The organism is Paenibacillus shenyangensis, from assembly GCF_000346635.1.
In the GTDB taxonomy this organism is placed as follows: Bacteria; Bacillota; Bacilli; order Paenibacillales; family Paenibacillaceae; genus Saccharibacillus; species Saccharibacillus dauci.
On the sequence record NZ_AOIG01000016.1, the window covers coordinates 52,492 to 76,606 of the forward strand.

General features: G+C 47.6%; 25 protein-coding genes. 21 read left to right on the forward strand and 4 right to left on the reverse strand.

Annotated elements, in window-relative coordinates; genetic code table 11:
• Positions 1 to 51: 51 nt before the first annotated feature.
• From H065_RS0113545 to H065_RS0113570, 6 genes are all read left to right on the forward strand, one after another.
• Complete coding sequence (locus H065_RS0113545; protein ID WP_017813614.1) at positions 52 to 828, forward strand: alpha/beta hydrolase; 777 nt, start codon at positions 52 to 54, stop codon at positions 826 to 828.
• 48 nt (positions 829 to 876) lie between these two features.
• Complete coding sequence (locus tag H065_RS0113550) at positions 877 to 1,545, forward strand: SGNH/GDSL hydrolase family protein (RefSeq protein WP_017813615.1); 669 nt, start codon at positions 877 to 879, stop codon at positions 1,543 to 1,545.
• 25 nt (positions 1,546 to 1,570) lie between these two features.
• Complete coding sequence (locus tag H065_RS0113555) at positions 1,571 to 2,467, forward strand: SMP-30/gluconolactonase/LRE family protein (RefSeq protein WP_017813616.1); 897 nt, start codon at positions 1,571 to 1,573, stop codon at positions 2,465 to 2,467.
• 181 nt (positions 2,468 to 2,648) lie between these two features.
• The gene (locus tag H065_RS0113560; RefSeq protein ID WP_017813617.1) at positions 2,649 to 3,059 is read left to right on the forward strand and encodes an SMI1/KNR4 family protein; all 411 of its coding nucleotides are present in this window, start codon (positions 2,649 to 2,651) and stop codon (positions 3,057 to 3,059) included.
• Positions 3,060 to 3,230: 171 nt separating this feature from the next.
• On the forward strand, positions 3,231 to 4,412 hold the full coding sequence (locus H065_RS0113565; protein WP_017813618.1) for an acyl-CoA dehydrogenase family protein: 1,182 nt from the start codon (positions 3,231 to 3,233) through the stop codon (positions 4,410 to 4,412).
• Between the two features lie 42 nt (positions 4,413 to 4,454).
• Positions 4,455 to 4,997: an SMI1/KNR4 family protein gene (locus H065_RS0113570; RefSeq protein ID WP_017813619.1), complete on the forward strand. Its 543-nt coding sequence runs from the start codon at positions 4,455 to 4,457 to the stop codon at positions 4,995 to 4,997.
• A 251-nt stretch (positions 4,998 to 5,248) separates the two neighbouring features.
• Here H065_RS0113570 and H065_RS27390 read toward each other — a convergent pair whose 3' ends face one another.
• Entirely contained in the window at positions 5,249 to 5,425 is a 177-nt protein-coding gene (locus tag H065_RS27390; protein ID WP_017813620.1) for a YjfB family protein, read from the reverse strand.
• A 395-nt stretch (positions 5,426 to 5,820) separates the two neighbouring features.
• Between H065_RS27390 and H065_RS0113580 the strand changes: the two genes are divergently transcribed.
• Positions 5,821 to 6,210, forward strand: a complete 390-nt coding sequence (locus tag H065_RS0113580) for a NucA/NucB deoxyribonuclease domain-containing protein (protein WP_407944424.1) — start codon at positions 5,821 to 5,823, stop codon at positions 6,208 to 6,210.
• A 177-nt stretch (positions 6,211 to 6,387) separates the two neighbouring features.
• Here H065_RS0113580 and H065_RS0113585 read toward each other — a convergent pair whose 3' ends face one another.
• A complete protein-coding gene (locus tag H065_RS0113585) occupies positions 6,388 to 7,605 on the reverse strand; it encodes an MFS transporter (RefSeq protein WP_017813622.1) in 1,218 nt (405 codons plus the stop codon).
• A gap of 101 nt (positions 7,606 to 7,706) precedes the next feature.
• Positions 7,707 to 8,303, reverse strand: coding sequence for a TetR/AcrR family transcriptional regulator (locus tag H065_RS0113590; protein WP_017813623.1), 597 nt, complete (start codon positions 8,301 to 8,303; stop codon positions 7,707 to 7,709).
• A 205-nt stretch (positions 8,304 to 8,508) separates the two neighbouring features.
• Here H065_RS0113590 and rsmD point away from each other — a divergent pair, with 205 nt between their 5' ends.
• From rsmD to H065_RS0113605, 3 genes are all read left to right on the forward strand, one after another.
• Positions 8,509 to 9,093, forward strand: a complete 585-nt coding sequence (gene rsmD, locus H065_RS0113595; protein ID WP_017813624.1) for a 16S rRNA (guanine(966)-N(2))-methyltransferase RsmD — start codon at positions 8,509 to 8,511, stop codon at positions 9,091 to 9,093.
• A complete protein-coding gene (gene coaD, locus H065_RS0113600; protein ID WP_017813625.1) occupies positions 9,086 to 9,598 on the forward strand; it encodes a pantetheine-phosphate adenylyltransferase in 513 nt (170 codons plus the stop codon). Before rsmD ends, coaD begins: the two co-directional genes overlap by 8 nt.
• Positions 9,599 to 9,713: 115 nt before the next feature.
• Positions 9,714 to 10,742, forward strand: coding sequence for a YlbL family protein (locus H065_RS0113605; RefSeq protein ID WP_017813626.1), 1,029 nt, complete (start codon positions 9,714 to 9,716; stop codon positions 10,740 to 10,742).
• Between the two features lie 262 nt (positions 10,743 to 11,004).
• On the opposite strand, the gene H065_RS0113610 is transcribed toward H065_RS0113605, so the two are convergent.
• Positions 11,005 to 12,225: a nucleotidyltransferase gene (locus tag H065_RS0113610; RefSeq protein WP_017813627.1), complete on the reverse strand. Its 1,221-nt coding sequence runs from the start codon at positions 12,223 to 12,225 to the stop codon at positions 11,005 to 11,007.
• 170 nt (positions 12,226 to 12,395) lie between these two features.
• Here H065_RS0113610 and H065_RS0113615 point away from each other — a divergent pair, with 170 nt between their 5' ends.
• The 11 genes from H065_RS0113615 to smc all read left to right on the forward strand — a co-directional run bounded on the left by H065_RS0113615 (position 12,396) and on the right by smc (position 24,039).
• The gene (locus H065_RS0113615; protein WP_231584385.1) at positions 12,396 to 12,905 is read left to right on the forward strand and encodes a YceD family protein; all 510 of its coding nucleotides are present in this window, start codon (positions 12,396 to 12,398) and stop codon (positions 12,903 to 12,905) included.
• A 61-nt stretch (positions 12,906 to 12,966) separates the two neighbouring features.
• The gene (rpmF, locus tag H065_RS27395; RefSeq protein ID WP_081604133.1) at positions 12,967 to 13,140 is read left to right on the forward strand and encodes a 50S ribosomal protein L32; all 174 of its coding nucleotides are present in this window, start codon (positions 12,967 to 12,969) and stop codon (positions 13,138 to 13,140) included.
• Between the two features lie 327 nt (positions 13,141 to 13,467).
• Positions 13,468 to 14,064, forward strand: a complete 597-nt coding sequence (fapR, locus tag H065_RS0113620; protein ID WP_026136224.1) for a transcription factor FapR — start codon at positions 13,468 to 13,470, stop codon at positions 14,062 to 14,064.
• Positions 14,048 to 15,031 (forward strand): phosphate acyltransferase PlsX, encoded by a 984-nt coding sequence (gene plsX, locus H065_RS0113625; protein WP_017813630.1) that lies wholly within the window; start codon positions 14,048 to 14,050, stop codon positions 15,029 to 15,031. Before fapR ends, plsX begins: the two co-directional genes overlap by 17 nt.
• A gap of 77 nt (positions 15,032 to 15,108) precedes the next feature.
• Entirely contained in the window at positions 15,109 to 16,095 is a 987-nt protein-coding gene (locus H065_RS0113630; RefSeq protein WP_017813631.1) for a beta-ketoacyl-ACP synthase III, read from the forward strand.
• Between the two features lie 89 nt (positions 16,096 to 16,184).
• Positions 16,185 to 17,117, forward strand: coding sequence for an ACP S-malonyltransferase (gene fabD / locus H065_RS0113635; protein WP_017813632.1), 933 nt, complete (start codon positions 16,185 to 16,187; stop codon positions 17,115 to 17,117).
• Positions 17,118 to 17,187: 70 nt separating this feature from the next.
• On the forward strand, positions 17,188 to 17,937 hold the full coding sequence (gene fabG / locus H065_RS0113640; RefSeq protein ID WP_017813633.1) for a 3-oxoacyl-[acyl-carrier-protein] reductase: 750 nt from the start codon (positions 17,188 to 17,190) through the stop codon (positions 17,935 to 17,937).
• Between the two features lie 81 nt (positions 17,938 to 18,018).
• Entirely contained in the window at positions 18,019 to 18,252 is a 234-nt protein-coding gene (gene acpP / locus H065_RS0113645) for an acyl carrier protein (RefSeq protein WP_017813634.1), read from the forward strand.
• A 115-nt stretch (positions 18,253 to 18,367) separates the two neighbouring features.
• Entirely contained in the window at positions 18,368 to 19,606 is a 1,239-nt protein-coding gene (fabF, locus tag H065_RS0113650) for a beta-ketoacyl-ACP synthase II (protein ID WP_026136225.1), read from the forward strand.
• Between the two features lie 12 nt (positions 19,607 to 19,618).
• On the forward strand, positions 19,619 to 20,311 hold the full coding sequence (gene rnc / locus H065_RS0113655) for a ribonuclease III (protein WP_017813636.1): 693 nt from the start codon (positions 19,619 to 19,621) through the stop codon (positions 20,309 to 20,311).
• 155 nt (positions 20,312 to 20,466) lie between these two features.
• Positions 20,467 to 24,039, forward strand: a complete 3,573-nt coding sequence (smc, locus tag H065_RS0113660) for a chromosome segregation protein SMC (RefSeq protein WP_017813637.1) — start codon at positions 20,467 to 20,469, stop codon at positions 24,037 to 24,039.
• The last annotated feature ends 76 nt before the right edge of the window (positions 24,040 to 24,115 follow it).

Genomic DNA, 24,115 nt, shown 5'->3' on the forward strand with positions numbered 1-24,115 from the left:
GTCAGGATTATGTTGTTCAAGCATACATATACCGGAGTGGAGGAAAAATAAATGGATAAAATATGGATTGCTGATCCTGCTATAGTGGATGACCAGGGAGAACGGCCTTATATGGTACCGTATCTGCTGCCGGATGCACGCAGTGCAGTGATTGTGCTACCGGGTGGAGGTTATGAATTCCGGGCAGATCATGAAGGTGCTCCTGTCGCAGAATGGTTGAATGAAAATGGTATTTCTGCATTTGTACTGCATTATCGTCTTTCCCCGCGCCAACGCCGGACTCCGCTAGAAGATGGACAGAGCGCTATTCGCCATGTCCGGGCCAATGCTGCAGAATACGGAATTGATCCTTCGCGTATCGGGATTCTGGGTTTCTCTGCAGGCGGACATCTGGCTGCGATGACGGGAACTGTATTTGAAGAGAAGGAAACCGAGCTGTTAAATGGCCTCAAACGTGACATCAGCTCACGACCCGATCTGATGGTACTCTGTTATCCGGTTATTACGATGGACAGCTTTGGACATGAAGGGTCCCGTTTATCCCTGCTGGGTGATCAGGCAACAATTGAGCTGGTAACCGGCAGCAGCGCAGAGAAGCAGGTGTCCGCTATGACACCGCCAGCCTTTATCTGGCATACCGCTGATGATGATGCCGTTCCGGTACAGAACAGCCTGCGTATGGCGCTGGCTCTTGAAGAACATCGAGTTCCTTTTGAACTGCGTGTATATGAGAGCGGCGGTCATGGACAAGGGCTTGCGCTGGACCATCCGGTTATGGGAAACTGGACCAGAGATTGTATATCCTGGCTTCACCGTCAGGGCTGGTAATCATTTGCTTCATAGATAGAAATTATAGATAAAGAGGAGATGGCAGAGATGAAAATGGATAAAAACAGCACCCTGTTGATGATTGGCGATTCGGTAACCGATTGCGGCCGGGGACGTCCTGTAGGTCAGAATGGTACGCTTGGAGACGGTTATGTGTCGCTTGTGGATGCACTTTTGCAAGCGGTTTATCCGGACTATGCATTCCGGGTACTGAATACGGGTGTTAGCGGTAATACGGTTCTGGATCTGGAATCACGCTGGGAGCAGGATGTGTTTGCCCATACACCTGACTGGGTATCTATTATGATCGGAATTAACGATGTTTGGCGTCAGTTTGACAATCCGACCGAGCCTCATATTCATGTCTATCTGGAAGAGTATGAGCAGACACTCCGCAAGTTGGTTGAACAGACACTGCCAAAAGTAAAAGGCATCGTTCTGATGACGCCTTACTATATGTGCACGACACCCGAAGATCCGATGAGAGCAACGATGGATGTATACGGTGCAGTCGTAAAACGCATTGCTGAAGAACACGGGGCCTCATTTGTGGATACACAGGCAGCGTTTGATCATATCAGCCAGTACATATATCCAGCCAGTCTGTCTCATGGCTGGGATCATGTTCATCCAAATACAAAGGGACATATGGTGCTGGCACGCGCATTCCTGCAGGGAATCGGATATGATTGGAGCCGTTCTCCGATACAGTCCTAAAAATATACCACATGGAGGAACAATCATGGAGCAGTACAAGGCAGAACTAATCATTGATGCCAGAGCCAAATTGGGCGAAGGCCCAAGCTGGGATGCAGAGCAGCAGCACTTGTTATGGGTAGATATCGAAGGCTATCAGCTGCATATCTATAATCCGGTTACCGGAGAAGATCGTACGGTGCATGTAGGAGAACATATCGGTGCTATTGTACCGTATACCGATACTGAGGTACTTGGTGCACTGTTCAGTGGCTTTTACCGGATTCAACTGTCTGATGGCAGTAAGACATTGATTTATGATCCGGAGGAAGGGCGTCCCGGCAACCGTTTTAATGATGGCAAATGTGATCCATCCGGTCGTTTTCTAGCAGGCACAATGAGCCTGAACGGAGAGGAGAAACAGGGAGCCTTGTACAGCATGGATACAGAAGGTCATGTACGTCTGCTGCTCGGTGAAGTGTCTACCTCCAACGGGTTAGCATGGAGCAGTGATCATCGTACGCTATATTATATTGATACGCCAACCTGCCAGATTACTGCTTTTGATTATGATCTGGAAGAAGGATCGATAGAGAATGGACGTGTAGTAGCGGAACTGGATGATAGCGATGGTTATCCGGATGGAATGACAATTGATGTAGAGGGAATGCTATGGATCGCCCGCTGGGGTGGCAGCCGTGTAACGCGAATTGATCCATCTACAGGACAGGTCATTGGTGAAGTACATGTGCCGGCCAAATGTGTCACTGCCTGCACGTTTGGCGGAGCCGAACTGGATGAGTTATACATTACAACAGCGCGCGAAGATGATGAAGCAGCTGATTCTCCAGCAGGAGGCGTATTCATGGTTCGTCCGGGAGTGAAGGGCATAGCAGCCTACGCCTTCAATCAAGGGAAAGCTGTGAATTGGCCGACTACGTGATATAATTTGAACGAAGCGCCTATCTGCATCCGAGTTTTGCAGACACGAGGAATAATTGTATAACAGCGCCGCAGATTCCGTATACCGGGATGCTGCGGTTTCTGTTTATGTATGTGTCTATCATCTATGCTGTGTAGCATAATATAGATCATAACATCGAAATCATTTGGAGGACCAAATCATGAAACTGGTATTGGAAGATTGCGAACAGTCTTTGACGATACAAGATCTGCAGGATCTGGAAGAACAGCTGGGCCGTCCGCTGCCTGACTCATTTAAACAGTATTATTTACAATATAATGGTGGGTTTCTGCCTGAAGATCGGGAAGGAAATGCATTGATTGTAGGCGGGTTTGATTCGATTCGATATGGTGAGTTGCCGGCTGAGAAGCTTTATGCAGATTTGCTGGAGTCCTTTGCCGAGCTGGAACTTTTATTTCCATTTGCCTATGACCAGGGTGGAAACTGTTTTTTATTATCACTCAAGCCGTCGACGGATTATGGACGGATCTATATATGGTTAATGGATCTACAGGAACTGGCTTTTGTTATTGATTCCTTTGATGATTTTCTGATTTATTTGCAGTCTTGATTAGGAGATACAATAATGGATAAAAAGAAGACTGTAATATGACAATATTCTGTTACTTTTTATCCGACTAATCCCATCAATTTTATTATAAAATTAGATAGGATAGAAGAAAAGAACGGTATATGATGAGCGTAGATAACAGTCTGAAGTGGGATAGGAAGGATGAAAAAGATGACCAATAAACGAATCGATCTATTTATCCGTAATGAAAAAGAAGCACAATTGGCGGCATGGGCGGATCGTCTGGCTGTACAATTTGCTAAGCGTGCAGCCAAACATGATGAGGAAGGTTCATTTCCTTTTGAGAATTTCCAGGAATTAAAAGATGCTGGTTATGCCAAATTGACAGTCGCCAAGAAATATGGCGGAGAAGAGTTGGGACTGTATGAGTGGCTGCTTGTACAGGAGCGGATTGCCAGAGGAGACGGATCTACTGCACTTAGTGCTGGCTGGCATGGCGGTATGATGCTTCATTTCCGTGAGTCGGACGGTTGGCCGGAGCCGACCTTTTCCGAATTTTGCCGGGATGTGGTTGCTCACGGCAATATGATTAATAAATTTGCCAGTGAACGGGGTACGGGGAGTCCGACACGGGGCGGTCGTCCGCAGACAACAGCTGTACGTGCAGAGGGAGGGTGGCTGCTAAGCGGACGGAAAACCTACAGCACTTTGAGCCCTATGCTGACTGATTTTATTGTCAGCGCAGGTATTGAGAATCAGCCGGAAATCGGCGATTTCCTGGTACGTTCACGTGAGGGAGTTACCATTGAGGAGACATGGAATACAATGGGAATGAGAGCAACCGGCAGTCATGATGTGATTCTGGATCAGGTATTTGTACCGGATCGTCAGGTACTGTCAATCCATCTTCCTGGGACTTCCAAATTGGAACGGGATGATGGGGATGGATGGCTGCTGCATATTCCGGCCTGCTATCTTGGTATTGCTTATGCAGCGCGTGACTTTGCACTGGAATTTGCGGCCCATTATACTCCTAATAGTCTAAATGAGCCCATTGCTACACTGCCGCATATCCGTCAATGGATCGGACAAATGGAGAGCGAACTGCGACTCGCGCGAACACTAATGTACGATGTGGCAGACCGCTGGGATCGTGAACCCGAGCAGCGCAAGCACATGCGGCCTGATTTTGGGGTGGTCAAGTACAATGCTGTGCATCTGGCAAATGAAGTAGTGGACAAAGCGATGAAAATTGTGGGCGGAGCAGCTTTGTCAAAAAATCTGCCGCTGGAGAGATTATACCGTGATGTACGCGCCGGCCTGCATAATCCGCCGATGGAAGATGCGGTGCTGCAGACATTGGCACGTACAGCACTGGATGAGCTATCATAATGTCAGTAGTTTTGATGAGTACACTTTGTTAATGGAGGTCCCATGCTGAGCATAACCGAAATCAAGCAAAAACTGGATGACAAATTTATTCCTCTACAGGATATCGTTGATGGTCTGCGGCTCATTGAACGCAAACAAGATATCACTGCGCAAGTTCGGCGCCTGGAACAACAACTTGGTATGAATCTGCCTGCCGATTTTGCAGATTTTATCTGTAGGTATGATCTGGATCATTTTGGGTTGTGTAATGTTACTTTTGGTACAGAGAACGATTATGTAGAATGGATTCTGCATATTAACACAACGACCGGATTTGATCGTTGGTGGAGTGGTTTAGCGCGTCCGGCAGCACTGATCTGCATTGCTCAATCTGATCCGTATACATTGCTACTGGATCTACAGACGAGCGAAGTGTATGCGATGACCAGCGAGACAGCCGATGGAGAATGGCAGCGTGCTGCCAATCATTTTGTGCTGTTGATTCAGGGTTTGGGAACCGCTTATCTGGAATCGGTATCTCCTGAACAATTAGTACAGGCAACCGGATCAGAGACACTGGAGTTCTGGGAGTGGGCTGTTTATTAAGGAACTGAATTTGTGAATGCTTCAGTACGGGTGCAGAATTGTCTGACATGAAGGGTTTATACGGATATTTTTAAAATAGTATAATACAGTGCAGCGTATATAGTCATTCATATACAGCAAGTTAGAGGCAGACAGCATAAAATGCCCCAGTATGTATTTCTTGGGGCATTTTGTGCTGTTCCCAACTTCGGATTCATACATGTACTGCATGCAGTACACAGGCATCTATAACGCTATCCGCAGACAGGTTATTATGCACGTATGTCCAGACTTTTACCCAGATTCGGATGCGGAGCTTGCTGGAGCATTTGAGCCATTTGTTGACCTTGCTGTTCCATCATATCTTTTGACAAAGACATAACCTGGATTCCGGCAGCCTGAGCGACAGAAGCCTGACTCATTGCCATTGACAAAGCAGGGATATCCATGGATGCTTCCTCCTTTCCTGCCTAAGACAGGGCATAGGATGTTTATCGGCACATGCCTATACAATAATTAGTAGCATCACTAAATCAGATCTCGGTTTGGATAATCATCAATTTTAATTGATCCTTTAGGTGAATATAAGGTTATTTTCGGGTGTGCTGGTTAAGATATATACATACCCCTTTTGAAAAATAGATTTTACGTAGACCCTGTCTTCCGAGACAGGGTTATTTTTTTTATGAACTTATTTACATAAATAACGGAATAAATTTACATATAATGGTTTAAAATTGAAATAAAATATTTTAAACTAATCTCGATTTTGTTTTTACCAATAAAATGGAAGCGAGATGATGGGATGAAAAAACTATGGATAACAGTCACAATGCTGGTAATGATGATGACATTGCCAGTACTGCTTCAGAGCGAAGCAAAAGTACATAAGGTGTATGCAGCAGCAGCTTACGATTATACGCTGAATTTTCCTTCTGATCGTTATCCCGAAACGGCAGACCATATCCGCGATGCAATTGCAGAAGGTCATTCGGCTGTGTGTACAATTGATCGTGCAGGTGCAAAAGATCGTCGTGAAGATTCATTGCGAGGCGTACCTACCAAATCCGGCTATGATCGTGATGAATGGCCAATGGCAATGTGTCTGGAAGGTGGTACGGGTGCAGATATTCGTTATATCAGCCCTTCGGATAACCGCGGAGCAGGCTCGTGGGTAGGGAACAGGCTCGAAGATTATCCTAATGGAACCAGAGTGCAATTCATCGTTAATTAAAAGCTATCCAAAGTAAAATAAAAACACCTCCATTGAAGTAAGCTTCTTTATGAAAAGAGTACTTTTCCGGAGGTGTTTTATTTGAATTTAACTGCTGGATAAATGCACACTGCTTGAGGATAAATATCCATCAGCAGCTCTATATTCCAGCTCCAGTGTATCGCGTATTTCTGAATATTAGGCCTGTGTGCTGTCTGTCTGCTGATTCCATCTAGGTGGTTTGACCCGCAGAGCGAGCAGGAAGCAGACACACAATACAACGGCAGCCAGGACATAAGGATAGTTAATATCCAGATCGAACAGCGCTCCTGCTACAACAGGACCAGCAATATTCCCGAGGCTTGTATAGGCCGAGTTCAGTCCCGCAATATAGCCCTGTTCATCCCCTGCATTCTGCGACAGCTGTGTACCGATAGCCGGACGAAGAATATCCATCGCCAGAAATACCGCAAATGTAACAACAAAAATCAGGAAATACGTGTGTACGAGCAGCGTAAGCGAGATAAATATTGCTGAAGCGATCAGACAGATTACGATCAGACGCTGTCCACCGAACCGGTTGATCATCCAGCCAAATATGGTCGCCTGTACGACAGCACCGGCGATAGAACCAAATGTAATAATAATCGCAATATCACGCGCGGTGAAGCCGAATTTGTGATCCACAAACAGTGAGAAGACCGTCTCGTAATTCGCCAGTCCGAATGAAGCGACGAATACGATAACCAGACTCAGAAAATAGGGTTTGCGATATGATTCCATCAATTGACGAATCAGGCTGGTCTGAGGGCCCGCATTTTGCGCGCTGGTCAGTTGAGCACGGCGCTCCGGACTCAATGATTCCGGCAGCAAAATGAGTGTTGCTACAGCAGCGATCAATCCGGCAATAGCGGCTGCATAAAAAGGTACACGTATACCATATTCAGCTAGCAGTCCGCCAATTCCCGGTCCAATAATAAAGCCGGTTGTAATCGCGGCATTGATAAATCCCATCCCCGCACCACGTTCTTCATTGGACGTAATATCAGCAGCGTATGCCATAACGGATGGCATAATGAGTGCCGCCCCTAGCCCGCCGATCATCCGTGATACGAACAGCAGACCTGGCGCATTCGCAATAGCAAACAGCCATTCCGAAATAGCGAATATCACCATTCCGGCAATAATCAGCTTCTTGCGGCCGACCCGGTCAGAGAGACGACCGGTAAAAGGAGAGAAGATCAGCTGGCTAATTGAGAATGCTGCGACCATCAAGCCCAGTATACTGCCTCCGATATGCAGTTCATTCATGTAGGTGGGCATGATCGGAATAACCAGCCCAATCCCGGTAAACACAAGAAAAATATTAAACATGAGCAGCAGAAGAGCTGCCCGGTTACGAAATAAGAGTGCCATTATATCCTCCACAATACCATGTATTAATTTTCATATACTGAACATTCGGTCTGTATTTATAGATAACGATTAAACTCATGAAATCAGGTGTTGAATATCTGTTATACCTTTTGGGCAATACCATGCAAAAATGTCCGGATAGCAAATTGATAGCTGGTCAGCATGGTTTCGATCGAAGCGTTGCGGGACATCTGACTGAGACCTACCAGAATACTTTCGAGCACCATTGCTTTTTCTTTTACATCGCCTGCAGCGAATTCGCCGGTATCAATGCCTTCCTGAATCAGCCGCTCGTTAAACTGCAGATGCTCTGTCATCATACTGCTCATTCTTTCTTCCACTTCACTTTTTTGCTCATCATTACTGAAGAACTCGTCGGCTGCACGGGTGAGCGGATGATTCAATTCTTCCTGTATAATCTGCTCGGCCAACCCGAATAGTTTATCGGTAACCGTAGCATAGGAAGATTGTTTTTCCTGCCATTTATCGAGCCAGTCACGATCCCATTCATTTAATAGGTAGAGAAAAAGCCCTTCCTTGCTTTTGAAATGATAATAAATATTGCCTTTACTGCTGCCTGTAGCGGCAACAATATCTTCGATGGAAGTTGCCTTGTATCCCTTTTGCACGAACAGGCCTCGGGCCGCTTCACTTATTTTTTTGCGGGTCAATTCACTCTGGGACTGCTTTTTATTCATCATACCACCTCGATACTGAACGTTTGTTCAGTATTGTAGCAAATCTCGCTATAACAAAGCAAGAGGATTGATCGATGATTTTGAAAAAGGGTTATGATATGATACGATAGCGTCGTAATTTACTGGACAAAACGCTTGCGGATAAGGAATTCCTGCTGCTTGCTGTTGGGTCCGATGCTAAATCAGAGAACGGGTGAATAAATAGATGAGAGTAATATCAGGCAGTGCCAAAGGCAGACCGCTCAAAGCAGTTCCCGGCAACGGAACACGTCCTACAACGGATAAAGTCAAAGAATCCATGTTCAGTATTATCGGTCCTTATTTTGACGGAGGGATGGTTCTGGATCTGTTCGCCGGTACAGGCGGACTCGGTATCGAAGCGCTCAGTCGCGGTATGGAACATGGCATATTTATTGATATGGAATACAAGAGTATCGAAGTTATCAAAGGTAATCTGCAAGCGGCTGGATTCAGTGATCAGGCAGAGGTGTACCGTAACGATGCCGGACGTGCACTCAAAGTACTGGCCAAAAAAGAATCGGCTTTTGATCTGGTCTTCCTGGATCCACCGTACCGGATGAAAAATGGGATAGAGCTGATGACCGAAATGCATGAACGGCAGCTGCTGAATCATGGAGCAACCATCGTGCTGGAGTTTGAATCCAAACATCGTTATCCACAGGAATTTGATCATTTCAAGGGACTTCGTCAGGCTGTATATGGCGAGACGACTATACAGGTATACCAGTACGAACCAGAAGAGGAACAGGGAGGTCCAGAGCATGAATAATGAAACGTACAAAAAACGTGTAGCAGTGTATCCCGGAAGCTTTGACCCGGTGACTATGGGACATCTGGACATTATTCAGCGTGCTGCCCGGCAGTTTGATACATTGATCGTATCCGTACTGAATAATCTAAGTAAAAAGCCGCTGTTCAGCGTAGAAGAGCGTGTAGCCCAGCTGAAGGAAGTTACAGCTGATCTGCCCAATGTAGAGATTGACAGCTTCCGTGATCTGCTGGCTAATTATATCCGTGAACGTGAAGCTCAGGTCATCGTACGGGGGATTCGTTCGGTGACAGACTTTGAATACGAGCTGCAAATGGCTTCCATTAATCGCGAACTCAATCCGGATGCAGAGACCATCTTCATGATGACCAATCCGCGCTACTCTTACCTGAGTTCAAGTATGGTCAAAGAGATTGCCCGTTTTAACGGCAATGTGTCGGACTTTGTACCACCGGTAATTGAACAGCAGCTTCAGCGCAAGTTCCTGTTGGCTGATCTTCACTAAAGCAGTCATCTGGAGTGGAATTGCATGGATGGACATGGGATAATATAAGGAAACAGATCGAATGCTCATACGCCTACTGGGCATCAGTGTATCAGATATCAAAGGAGAGAAACCCATGTCCGGCCCAAATCTTCGCCAGCCGCTGTCTTCAAAACGGTCTTGGCTTTATTTAGTATGTTTTATCATTTTCGTATACGTGCTTGTCTATATGCCTACGCCTTATGTGATTAATGCACCCGGCAGTGCAGACGAGCTGAAGCCGATGGTAACGGTGAGTGGTGGGGACCCTACGGAAAAAGGGACCTTTATGATGACTACCGTAGCTGTGAGTTATGCCAATATGGCTATGCTGATTGGAAGCGTATTTGATGATAACGAAGAGATCGGTCCCAAGCCGGCCCAGTCGGACCGCAAGGAATACGAGGCAGAGCAGCTTTATTATATGAACAGTTCCCAATCCAGTGCAGTAGCTGCTGCCTATCACCGGGCAGGGATTGCTTATTCGATTGAGCCACAATATGTATTTGTGATCAATGTACCGGAAGGCAATACACAGATCCACGGTGGAGATCGCTTTGTTACACTGGATGGTCAACCGATCGATTCTTTTGAACAATTGGAGAAATTACTGAACAGGAAAAAAGCTGGCGATACAGTCAATGTTGCTTTCGATCGTGCCGGGACGACGGTGAAGCAGCAGATTACACTACGGAGCTTCAAAGATGCCAGTGGCAAATCACGTGTCGGTTTTGGTGTATCGATTGGCGAAGTACAAAAAGTCGCACCGACTAATCCGGCGCATGAAGTTCATTTTGCCAGTACAAGTATTGGCGGGCCTTCGGCAGGTCTCATGTTCACATTGGAGATCTATAATCAGTTGACCAAGGGGGATTTGACCAAAGGATACCGGATTGCAGGTACAGGCACTATTGATGTCAAAGGAAATGTAGGGATTATTGGAGGCGTACAGCATAAAGTGGTAGCCGCCCAGGCCAAAGGAGCCGAGATGTTTTTTGTTCCTCAGGGCAATTACGCAGAAGCACAGAAGCAACTGCAAAAGATGCACTCCACCATGAAGCTGATTCCGGTCAGTACACTGGATGATGCACTGCAGGAATTGAACAAGCTGCCAGTCAAAAGCTGAGTCAGGCCAAATAAATGTTACTGCGTTATGCGTAATTAGCATAGCTTGATGCATCATTGCAGCAACCTGATATATGAAGATGGCCAGTCGGTTCTCACTAAATATGCTGTATGATCATAGTAAAAAGCACCGTCACAAGAGGACGGTGCTTTTTACTATACTTTTGCATTGTTTTTACTATATCGATGTATCTTTTAATATTGTTGGTGTCCGTTTTGTGGTACTTCTATATCTATGGCCAACATGAATGCGTGCAGACAGATTACATTCTGATTGGTGCACGATAATAATCGGAATAAAGCTGCTTTATATCCTGCGTAGCGAAAGCCGAAGCCTGTATCACTGTTGCGCGGATATCAGCTTCCATATGGGGATGATCGGTATCGGCAGGGCGTGTAATAACAGGAAGCGTGGAGGTTTTCTTCATTAATTTGAGCAGCTGCCTGCCATTCTCGGTAAATCCCAGTACACGCAAATAACCAGGACCCTGCTGCAGCGACTCCTCTGTAAGCTCTGTACGCCTGTGACCAAGCAGCAGATGGGCAATGAGCCGCTGCAATCGTGCATAGGTATAGCGTCTCGTTTTCAGACTGGCGAGCAGCCCGGTCACCGAACACTCTTCCAAAGAGGTCAATTTGGACAACAGCCTGTGTTCCAATCCTTCATTCATATCATAATACTCGACCAGTTGATCAGGCGTAGAGGTAGAGAGAATCTGTAGCAGCGGCTGCCAGAGTGCATTGACATGAACCGGACCGCGTCCGGATTCGATTTCACTGGCAATAATATGCATGACCTGTTCCGACATATAGGCAGCAGCCTGGCTGGGTTCTTCCATCAGGAGCCTGCGTATCGCTGTCGCACTGGCGATCTGTTTATGAACAGGATGCAGATCGTGGTAATGGGACTTCTCCCGCTGGATAGTGCCCGCTATAATGGAACTTTTCAGCCGCCGTAGCGCAATCAGATACTGGAGTCCCAGCGTATTATTAGGCTCCTGCAGCAGAGCAGCAGTCCGAGGTGCGATATATCCTGTACTGCCTGCAGCCTGACTGAGCGCTGCAGGATAGCTCAGCCCTTGTTTGAGATGCTCCTGCAGTTGCAGTCTGAATTCGGGTGTCTCATCGGTTAGAAGGTCAGCCAGCGTACTCAGATCAGACAGTGAACCGACTTCGCTGCCAAAAACCAGCTGATCGACGATTCCGGTTGCGTTCAGCAGGGAGACGGCTCCATAGGCGAACCATTCTGCCGGCTGCACTACATAGACTGACGGCAGCTCTATCACCAGATCGCAGCCCGAACGCAGCGCCATTTCAGCCCTGGCCCATTTGCTAAAAGATGCCGGTTCCCCGCGCTGGGTAAATCCGCCGCTCATAACAGCGATGACCGCGTCACAGCCTGTTTGCTCACGCGTTTTATGTATATGCAGTAGATGTCCGTTATGCAGCGGATTATATTCTACAATAATGCCTGCAACTTTCATAAATACTCTCCTCATTTCGGTAAAAATATGGTAAAATAAACGGTATGCGCAATTTATAATTGTAAGTATAAACGATAAGTTTACGATATCATTATACTGAATTAATAAATCATACGTTGACAAAAAGAGTCATTAATCGGTATAATAATTTTTGTTTGTTTGGAGTGATAATGATGCAATTCCAATTTAGAAAAATGGCGCAGAGCGATCAGCCTATAGAGTTTCATCAGACACTTGATTCCGGCTTTGTAAAAAGCGGACGTAACGATATCCTGTCAGCTTCACCTTTACATGTGGATGTAAAAGCGAAGTACAGAGTAGATCAGGCTGTTGATGTGAACGGAACGTTGAAGCTTGACTTACAGATGGCGTGTGCACGCTGTTTGAGACCTGTAGATCTGCATCTTGATGTAGCGATACAGGAAGAAATCAGACACGGCGCAGAACCGGAGAACGTAGCCGAGGAAGATGATTCAGTATACGTGAATAGCGATACTGTTGAACTTCAACCTTATCTGGAAGAAGCTGCTTTAATGGATTTGCCGGCGTCAGTTCTATGCAAGGATGATTGCAAAGGACTGTGCCCGACATGTGGAGTCAACCTGAACGAACAGGATTGTGATTGCGATAACCGGCCGATTGATCCTAGGCTGGCAGGACTTAAGGATTTTTTCAAATGATTTGATAACTCTGTTTTCAGAGTGTTAAATGGCATTCAACTAGATTAAGGAGGTGGGAACGATGGCAGTACCTCAACGGAGAACTTCCAAAACACGTCGTGACAAACGTCGTACACACTTTAAATTGGCAGTACCAGGTATGGTAAAATGCGAAAACTGCGGAGAAATGAAATTATCTCACCGCGTGTGCAAAGTGTGCGGAACTTACAAGCAAAGAGAGATTGTACAACAATAGTCTTTCACAAAAGTAGTGCTTCATCACTTGATGAAGTGCTACTTTTTTGTTTGCTTAGGGAATTCCTGGCAGGAATATCGGGGACATAATAGCAGAGAGTATGCTACAAATCAGCTGTCAGTCCTTGCTATACAAGGGTTTGACGAAGAAGATAGGACTGCCTCTTTCTTTTTGCGGAAATATGCTTTATACTACATTCTTAGTACCAGGTTCTAAAACAAAACCAACAGGTTTACATATAGCTTTATAAGAGAAGGATGACATTATTCGAATGTCATTATGGATTGAAGCAACAGCGAACAAGGGAGGTGTGTGGCCATCGAACGTTTGCCCAAAAGGCAGCGGCAGCAGCGGCTTGTCAAAATGATTGATGATAACCCATTTGTTACGGATCAGGAACTGACCCGGCAGCTCAAAGTCAGTATTCAGACGATTCGTCTGGATCGGATGGAGCTGGGGATTCCCGAACTGCGTGAGCGGATGAAGCTGATGGCTGAGCGTTCCTACGATCAGGTCAAATCACTGCCGCTGGATGAAGTCATTGGGGAAGTTGTTGATTTGCAGCTGGACAAGAGTGGTATTTCGATTTTTGAGATTCGTGAGGAGCATGTATTCTCGCGTAACCATATTGCCCGGGGCCACCACATTTTTGCCCAGGCCAACTCGCTGGCTGTCGCTGTAATCAATGATGCGATAGCTCTTACAGCTTCGGCGGATTTGCGTTTTGTACGTCCGGTGAATCTGGGAGAAAAATGTATTGCCAAAGCCTATGTACAGTCCGGTGCAGCCCGCAAAGGCAAAGCCAGAGTGGAAGTGCTGACCTATGTAGGCGAGGAAATGGTATTCCAGGGGAACTTTGTGATTTACCGGTCAGACGGGGAAGAACACGATGAAGGAGGACTTGATCATGCGAATCGCGATTGATGCGATGGGGGGAGATCATGCTCCAGACAGCAATGTCTTAGGCGGATTACAGGCAGCAAAAGAGTGGAAGGATACAGAAATCATCCTGGTGGGTGATGAACAGCGGATGCGACCGCTGCTGTCCGAGATCCCTTCCAATCTACGTATTGTACATGCATCCGAAGTGATTGAACCGGATGATGAGCCGGTCAAATCCGTACGGCGCAAAAAGGATGCTTCGATGGTAGTCGCAGGCCGGATGGTCAAGAATAACGAAGCTGATGCGATGATTTCTGCCGGGAATACCGGAGCACTCATGACAACAGGATTGCTCGTGGTTGGACGGATGCCGGGTATCGAGCGACCGGCACTTGCACCGATGATTCCGACAATTGACGGTCACGGTGTACTCGCTCTGGATCTGGGAGCGAATATGGATGCCAAGCCCGAGCATCTGGCACAGTATGCACTGATGGGCAGTATCTACCGGGAAAAGGTTCAGGGAGTAGCCAATCCGCGGATCGGACTGCTGAACGTCGGTACCGAAGCCCAAAAAGGCAATGAACTGACCAAAGAGGCTTTTCCGCTGCTTGAAGCACTGCCGATCAACTTTGTAGGCAATGTAGAAGCACGGGATATTCTGAACGGGGTATGCGATGTTTTGGTGTGCGACGGGTTTGCAGGGAATATTCTGCTCAAGTCCATGGAAGGAACAGCTTCGGCGATTTTCTCCCTGCTCAAGGACAGCTTTACCCGATCGCTCAAGAACAAGCTTGCAGCAGCAGTGCTGATGCCCGAACTGCGCGGCCTCAAGGATACACTGGACTACAAGGAACATGGCGGTGCGCCGCTGCTCGGACTCAACGGGCTGGTTGTCAAAAGCCATGGCTCTTCCGATGCAGGCGCGATCAAGAACGCTGTACGTCAGGCAAGAGTGGCTGTCAGCAGCGGACTGGTTGCCAACATTTCCAAAGAAGTTATACAATAGGTTTTTGTTGAATTGTCATTTGCACGGTTTTGCAGATTCTATCCATCATGGAAATTAGCGAGAAAAGAGTGACATATATGAGCGTTGTGCCTATCGGAATTATCGGAACAGGAAAATATGTTCCCGAAAAAATATTAACAAATGCAGATCTGGAGAAAATGGTAGAGACGAACGACGAATGGATTGTCAGCCGCACGGGTATCCGTGAACGCCATATCGCTGCACCGGATCAGGCGACTTCGGATCTGGCGTATGAAGCAGCTGTCAAAGCGATTGCTTCTGCCGGCATTACCGCTGAAGAGCTGGATCTGATCGTTATCGCAACCATTACACCGGATATGTCTTTCCCTTCTACAGCCTGCATTTTGCAGGAAAAGCTGGGCGCCAAGAAAGCAGCAGCTTTTGACCTGTCTGCGGCGTGTTCCGGGTTTGTCTATTCCCTGGCAGCTGCAACCAGCATGCTGCAAATGGGCATGTACAAAAATGCGCTGATTATCGGCGCAGATACATTGTCCCGTATTACAGACTATACAGACCGCAATACATGCGTACTGTTCGGTGATGGAGCCGGTGCAGTAGTGATCGGTGAAGTTGGCGAAGGACGCGGTTTCAAATCCTTCGACCTGGGAGCAGAAGGTGCAGGCGGCGAACTGCTCAAGCTGCCGGCTGGTGGTTCCAGAACACCGGCATCTGCAGATACCCTGGAAGCCAAACAGCACTTTATCCAGATGAGTGGCCGCGAAGTATTCAAATTCGCAGTACGTGTTATGGGAACAGCGACTGAGGAAGTACTGCGCAAAGCAGAAATCTCCAAAGATGATATCGATCTGTTTATTCCCCATCAGGCGAATATCCGTATTATCCAGTCTGCGATGGAACGTCTGAATCTGAGCGAAGATCGTGTGATGGTCAACGTACAGAACTATGCCAATACCTCTGCAGCCTCTATTCCGCTGGCATTGGTAGAAGCTGTAGAACAGGGACGAATCAAAGAAGGCGACCGTGTTGTAATGGTCGGTTTTGGCGGTGGATTGACATGGGGAGCATCCGTACTGGTATGGTAACGGGTGATCATGTTAGTATTAGAACTGCATGAGCATGACAGCAAATGAATGATCAAATATAATTGACGGATTTCAGGAGGTTATTTTGAATGGGTAAAATCGCATTTGTGTTTCCCGGACAGGGAGCACAAAAAGCAGGCATGGCCAAAGATGTATATGATGCAATGCCGGAAGCGGCAGTGTATTTCAACAAGGCTGATGAAGTGCTTGGTTTTCCTATCAGTACACTCGCTTTTGAAGGTCCGGAAGAAGAACTCAAACAGACTGTCAATACGCAGCCTGCACTGCTGACAGCCAGTATTACGCTGCTGGAAGCACTCAAGGCTCGTAATATCCAGGCAGACTATGTCGCAGGACACAGCCTGGGTGAGTACAGTGCACTTGTGGCAGCTGGAGCATTATCCTTTGAGGATGCGGTAGCGATTGTCCGCGCCCGCGGACAATTTATGGAACAGGCTGTACCGGCAGGTCAGGGGGCAATGGCAGCTGTACTGGGTGCAGAGCGCGAAGCGCTGACAACACTGTGTGCGGAGATTACAGCAGCTGGTCATGCGGTAGAGCTGGCCAACGTCAACTGTCCGGGACAGATCGTGGTATCGGGTTCCCGGGAAGGCGTCGATGCTGTTGCCAGCCGGGTCAAGGAAATTGGTGGCAAGCGTGCGATTGCACTGGAAGTGAGTGGACCTTTCCATTCTTCCATGATGAAGCCTGCGGCCGAACGTCTCGGCGAGCGCCTGCAGGAGGTACAAATTCAGGATGCAAAAGTTCCGGTTGTAGCTAATGTGACGGCCAGCCAGGTCACTGCGGGAGATGATATCCGTACCCTGCTGGTAGAACAGGTATACTCTCCTGTATTATGGGAAGATAGTGTGCGTTACCTTATTAACGAAGGTGTAGATACATTTATCGAGATTGGACCAGGCAATGTACTGACTGGCCTGATCAAAAAGATCGATAAAAATGTACGACTCATCAATGTCAACAGCCTGGAAAGTCTGGAAGCTATTGAAGTTGACGCCTGATACAGGCTTAACTTGATAACCACTCAGCATCTATTATGAATGGTACCTGAAGAGGGAGGAATGGTTGGAAATGAGTAAACCGCTTCAAGGGCAAGTTGCACTGGTTACAGGAGCATCCCGTGGTATTGGACGCAGTATTGCGCTTGCGCTGGCTGCTGCCGGTGCCGATGTAGCTGTCAACTATGCAGGCAGTGAGTCTGCTGCCCAGGAGACTGTAAGCCAGATCGAAGCCATGGGTGTGAAAGCTATTGCTATTCAGGCCAATGTCGGCAAGACCGATGAGGCAGAAGCCATGGTCAAGCAGGTCAATGATTCTTTTGGCAGACTGGATATTCTGATCAACAATGCAGGGATTACGCGTGATAATCTGATCATGCGTATGAAAGAAGAAGAATTTGATCAGGTCATCGAAACCAATCTCAAAGGCGTATTCAACTGTCTCAAAGCAGTAACACGTCCAATGATGAAGCAGCGTTATGGCCGGATCGTCAATATTTCTTCTGTAGTGGGTGTACAGGGTAATCCTGGACAAGCCAACTATGTGGCAGCCAAAGCAGGAGTGATTGGTCTGACCAAATCTGCGGCCCGTGAGCTCGCTTCGCGCGGAATCACTGTTAACTGTGTAGCACCAGGCTTCATCGCTACCGATATGACAGATGAACTAAACGAAGATCAGCGTGCCGGCATTCTGAACACCATTCCTCTGGGACGGCTCGGTCAACCGGAAGAGATTGCTCAAGTAGTATCTTTCCTGGTCTCGCCTGCTGCTTCCTATATGACGGGTCAGACCCTTCATGTAGACGGCGGAATGTACATGTAATATATAGGGCATTCTTACAGATGCTTATATAGATTTTTATCTACAATTTTCGTATAATACTTGGAAGAGGAGGTGAACCGGATGTCTGATGTTTTGGAGCGTGTAAAACGCATCGTTATCGACCGTTTAGGCGCTGACGAGGCTGATATTAAACTTGAATCTTCTTTCAAAGATGACCTTGGCGCAGATTCCCTCGATGTGGTGGAACTCGTTATGGAATTGGAAGATGAATTTGACCTGGAAATTTCTGATGAAGACGCGGAGAAAATTACGACCGTAGGTGAAGTTGTGAACTACATACAATCTCATACCTAAGGATCATAAGTCCCGTTACCTGCGATATACTGCAGGTCGGGACTTCTCCACATTTTTGGCGTCTATCGGAGTGAATACAAAATATACACATGCAGTCGATATGAGGTGAATGTGTTTGAAGCATAGAGTGGTAATTACAGGCCTTGGAGTCATGACAGCTCTGGGCAAAGACAAAGATACATTTTGGAATAATTTGATGGCCGGCAAGTCCGGTATTACACCGATTCAAGGATTTGATGTGAGCGACTATCCTACGAAAATCGCCGCACAGGTTCATGATTTTAACCCGGAAGAATATATGGAACGCAAAGATGCGCGCAAGCTCGATCGTTTCGTACAATTTGCAGTAGCTGCTACAGCCGAAGCGCTCAAAGACAGCAAGCTGAATGTGCGTGAAGATGCAGATCCTGAACGTGTCGGCGTTATTATTGGTTCCGGTATTGGTGGTCTGGGGACGTTTGAAGATCAGCACAGCATTTTGCTGGAAAAAGGTCCAAAGCGCATCAGTCCATTTTTCATCCCGATGATGATTGCGAATATGGCTTCCGGCCATGTATCCATCATTCATGGAGCGAAAGGACCCAACGTAGCACCTGTCACCGCTTGTGCGAGCGGCAGTCACGCTATCGGGGATGCTTTCAAATTTATTCAAAGTGGCGAAGCAGACGTTATGATTACCGGCGGAGCGGAAGCGACGATTCGTCCTACCGGACTTGCAGGATTCTGTTCGATGCGCGCCATGTCTACACGCAATGATGATCCGACTGCAGCCAGCCGCCCGTTCGATACCGGACGTGACGGATTTGTAATGGGCGAAGGTTCGGGCATACTGATTCTGGAATCTCTGGAACATGCGCAAAAACGCGGTGCTCACATTTATGCAGAGGTTATTGGTTATGGCCTGAGTGCAGATGCTTTCCACATGACAGAACCCGATCCGGATGGACCGGCACGCTGCATGAAGATGGCGATCCGTACCGCAGGTATCCAACCGGAAGATATTGATTATATCAATGCTCATGGTACATCTACACCTGTAGGCGACAAGTCCGAGACTCGTGCGATCAAAATGGCACTGGGCGAGCATGCAGCGAATATTGCTGTCAGCTCCACAAAATCCATGACGGGTCATCTGCTTGGAGCAGCGGGCGGCGTGGAAGCGCTGATCTGTGCATTGTCCCTGCAAAACCAAATTATTGCGCCAACGATCAATCTGCATGATCAAGATCCGGAATGTGATCTGGATTATGTACCGAATGAACCACGTCAGGCCAATTTGAATGTAGTAATGTCCAACTCTTTTGGATTCGGGGGACATAATGCCTCGATCATCCTGAAGAAATTTGAAGCGTAAGGAGTCAGTTTCTTGAACGGAGATGTGAAACAGCTACAGCAACAAATTCAAATTCAGTTTCATAACCGCCAGCTGCTCAAACAGGCGTTCACACATGCGTCTTATGTGAACGAACATCGCTTCAGTCAGCATCAGGATAATGAACGTCTGGAGTTTTTGGGTGACGCGGTTTTGGAGTTGACGGTGTCGGAGTATCTGTACAATGAATATCCCGAACGTCCGGAAGGTGAACTGACCAAGCTGCGTGCAGCTATAGTCTGTGAGCCTTCACTCGTGAAGTTTGCGGAATCGCTTGATTTTGGACGTTATGTTCTGCTCGGCAAAGGAGAAGAACTGACAGGCGGACGTCAGCGTCCGGCATTGCTCGCAGATGTATTTGAATCTTTTATAGGAGCGTTGTACCTGGATCAAGGCCTGGATGCCGTAAAATCTTTCCTGGATAAGTATGTATTCTCAAGCATATCGCCCGGTGGCCAGTTCCAGATGATGGACTTCAAAACGGAACTGCAGGAACTTACCCAGCATCATAATATGGGCGTTTTGGAGTATCGTATCGTCGAGGAAAAAGGTCCTGCCCATGAGCGGGAGTTTGTCTCGGAAGTATATATGGGAGAAGAGAGCCTTGGCCAGGGATCAGGCCGCTCCAAAAAAGAAGCGGAACAACGCGCGGCATCTGCTGCACTGAACCGGTTGAAGCTGAAATAACATTCTCTTTTCTGACAATTACAGGACAAACAAAGAGCAAAGAGCAGTCATAGCCCCCTTGAGGAGTACAAGAGGCACGACCGCTTTTTGCTCTTTTTCCATTGATGAAGCAGCAGGTAATTATGCTACAATAGCAGTAGAGGTGAACACGAACTATGTTCCTGAAAAGAATTGAATTATCCGGTTTTAAATCATTTGCCGACAAGACGGAAATGGAGTTTGTCAAAGGCATTACAGCCGTCGTTGGACCTAATGGCAGCGGCAAAAGCAATATCTCTGACGGGATTCGCTGGGTGCTAGGTGAACAGAGTGCCAAATCTCTGCGCGGTGGCAAAATGGAAGACATTATCTTCGCGGGCAGTGACTCGCGCAAGGCAGTCAGCTATTCGGAAGTATCACTCACACTAGATAATGAAGACCAGGCACTGCCGCTTGATTTTAATGAAGTGACAGTGACTCGCCGCGTTCATCGCAGTGGAGACAGCGAATATCTGATCAACAAGCAGACCTGTCGTCTTAAGGATATTACCGAGCTATTTATGGATACCGGTATCGGTAAGGAAGCCTATTCGATTATTGGACAAGGGCGGATCGAGGAGATACTCAGTACCCGTTCGGAAGACCGTCGGGGTATTTTTGAGGAAGCTTCCGGTATTGTCAAATACAAGTCCCGCAAAAAGGATGCTGTCCGCAAGCTGGATGATACGGAGCAGAATCTGCTGCGTATTTTTGACCTGGTGCACGAACTGGAAGATCAGATCGGACCACTCAAAGAGCAATCAGCCAAAGCGCTGCATTACAAAGAACTCAAGGAAGCACTGAAACATAAAGAGATATCGCTCTATGTACACGAGATCGAACGCATTCATACGGCATGGAGTCTGGCAGGAGACAAGCTCAAGGAACTGGAAAAGGTTCAAGAAGCACTGGCAGCCGTAGTCGCTGGTCATGATGCCAAGCTGGAAAATGAGCGCGGTGCCCTCCGTGAAGCAGAGCAGGCTGTTGAGCGGTTGCAAGAGCTGCTGCTGCAGTACAGCGAACAGGCAGAGAAAGCAGAAGGAATGGGTGAACTGCTCAAGGAGCGTCGCCAGAATCTGGAGAACAATCGTAGACAGTTGGGAGCGGCACTGGAGCGTAGTGAAGAGCGTACCAGTCAGCGTACCGGCGAGACCGAACAGCTTCAGACACGGCTAACTGAGCTGACTGAACAGCTGTCCAGTCTACAGCAGACACTCATTCATGAAGAAGAACGGCTAACCGGTATTAATGGAGGTATTCAGCAGAACCAGGAAGAGAGCCTCAAAGGTGATCTGCTCGAGCTCATGAATACGATGGCACAGACACGTAACGAAATCCGTTATGCCGACCAACAGACTGAAGCTACGCAGCGTCGTATGGTACGGGCAGAGAGCGAATCCGGCAAATGGCGTGATGAGAAAAAACGTCTGGAAGAAAGTAAAAGTACATTGACTTCAGTTATGGATAAGCTAGCCAAGGAAATTGCCAAAGTCAGAACGGATTATATCCAGCAGAGTGAGCAGCTGCATGCCCTGCAGAAGTCCGGTGAAGAAATGCAGACGTCTATCCGCAAATGGGAGCAGCGCCGCGAAGCACTTATTTCCCGGCGTGATACGATGCAAGAAATGCAGGAAGACTTTGAAGGCTTTATGCTAGGTGTCAAAGAAGTGCTCAAAGCATCCCGAAATAATCAGCTGCCCGGTGTACATGGTGCAGTTGCAGAGCTGATTCGGGTGCCTGAGCATCTGGAGCAGGCAATGGAAACTGCACTGGGTGCCTCTGTTCAGCATGTGGTTATGGAGAATGAAGAAACGTCCCGCCGTGCGATTGCTTTCTTGAAGCAACGTCAGCTGGGACGTGCAACGTTCCTGCCGCTTAATGTTATCCGTCCCCGTCGTATTCAGGACAGTGACAAGCGTCTGGCCGAGAGTGCCGAAGGCTTTGTAGGTATCGGGGCTGAACTGGTTGGCTATGATGAACAGTATGCCTCTATTGTCGGCAGTCTGATCGGTAGTGTCGTTATTGCCGAGACGCTGGAACAGGCGAACCGTATAGCCGCGAAGCTAAGTTACCGCTACCGTGTGGTTACACTCGAAGGTGATGTAGTCAATGCCGGTGGTTCCATGACAGGCGGAAGCCAGCATAAGAAAAACACTAATTTGCTGGGACGCAAGCGCCAGCTGGATCAGCTGGGTGAACAGATTATCGAGAGTGAAGCACAGATCAAGCGCCTGCAACAGGAGATTCAACAGATGCGTCAGCAGCTGCAGGATACGGAGACCAGACTGGATCAGCTGCGTTCTGCAGGCGATCGCAAACGTACGGAAGAACAGCAGGCTGCCGGCGAACTCAAACAGCTGGAGCATGAATTCCGTCATGTGAACGAGCAGTATGAACTGTATGGTCAAGAGAAGACGACGTATAACGAAGAACTTGCTGCTATTTCCAAATCGCGCAAAGAATCCGAACAGAAACTTGCTGAACTACAGAAGCAGGAGCAGAAAATCCAGGCGGATATTCAAGCGGCCGAGCAGGCACGCAAATCGAATGAGTCGGTAAAAGAAGAGCTTCAGGAGAAAGTGACCGATCTCAAAATTCGTGAAGGCAAACTCAGCCAGGAAATTTTCTCGCTGGAAGAGCAAATGTCTCGTACCCAGGAAGAATCCCAGGATTACGGACGTGAGCTGGAAAGCAATCGTGAGCAGTTGTCTTCTATCGATAAGGATCTGGAGAAAAATAGCCGCGAACAGCAGCGCCAGCAGGAAGATCTTGTTCGTCTGCGTCGCAAGCGTACTGAGACGAGCGAAGAGTTGGAACTCAAACGTGCGGAACGAACCAGACTGCAGCAGAAGTTGGATCAGGAAGAAAACAAAACCCGTGAACAACGTAATGAGCTCAAGACCATAGAGGATGAGCTGCGCAAAACAGAGATCCAAGTCAATCGTCTTGACGTAGAGCTGGAGAATATTCTGTCCAAGCTGCAAACCGATTACGAATTGACTTATGAAATGGCCAAGCAGCGTTATGAACTGCCTGAAGATGTGCAGAATACGGAGCAGGAAGTACGCGGTCTGAAGTCGCAGATTACTGCACTGGGCGATGTGAATCTGGGAGCGATCGAGGAATATCAGCGCGTCAATGAACGCTATGAATTCCTGTCCGAGCAGCAAAATGATCTGATCGAAGCCAAAACAGCCTTGTATCAGGTCATCAAGGAAATGGATGATGAAATGTCCAAGCGTTTCAAGCATACGTTCGAAGCGATTCGTGGTCAATTCGGCACTGTATTTGCCAAGCTGTTTGGTGGAGGCCGTGCAGATCTGGTACTGGCTGATCCGGAGCGGATGCTGGAGACAGGGATTGATATTGTAGCCCAGCCCCCGGGCAAAAAGCTGCAAAACCTGCAGCTATTATCCGGCGGAGAGCGTGCATTGACAGCTATGGCCCTGCTGTTTGCCATTTTGCAGGTCAAGCCGGTTCCATTCTGTGTACTGGATGAGGTAGAAGCAGCGCTGGATGAAGCCAATGTAGTACGTTTCGCCCAGTATCTGCGCGAATTTTCCGGTCAGACCCAGTTTATCGTGGTTACTCACCGCAAAGGTACCATGGAAGAAGCCGATGTATTGTACGGTGTCACTATGGAAGAAGGCGGAGTATCCAAGCTCGTCTCTGTTCGTCTTGATGATGTAGACGAAGCGGATATTGCTTGACAACCGGCTTGCCAGTATTCAGCGGGCGATATAGGCACATATAAGGTGAAAGTGAAATAAAATGATACAGGGACAG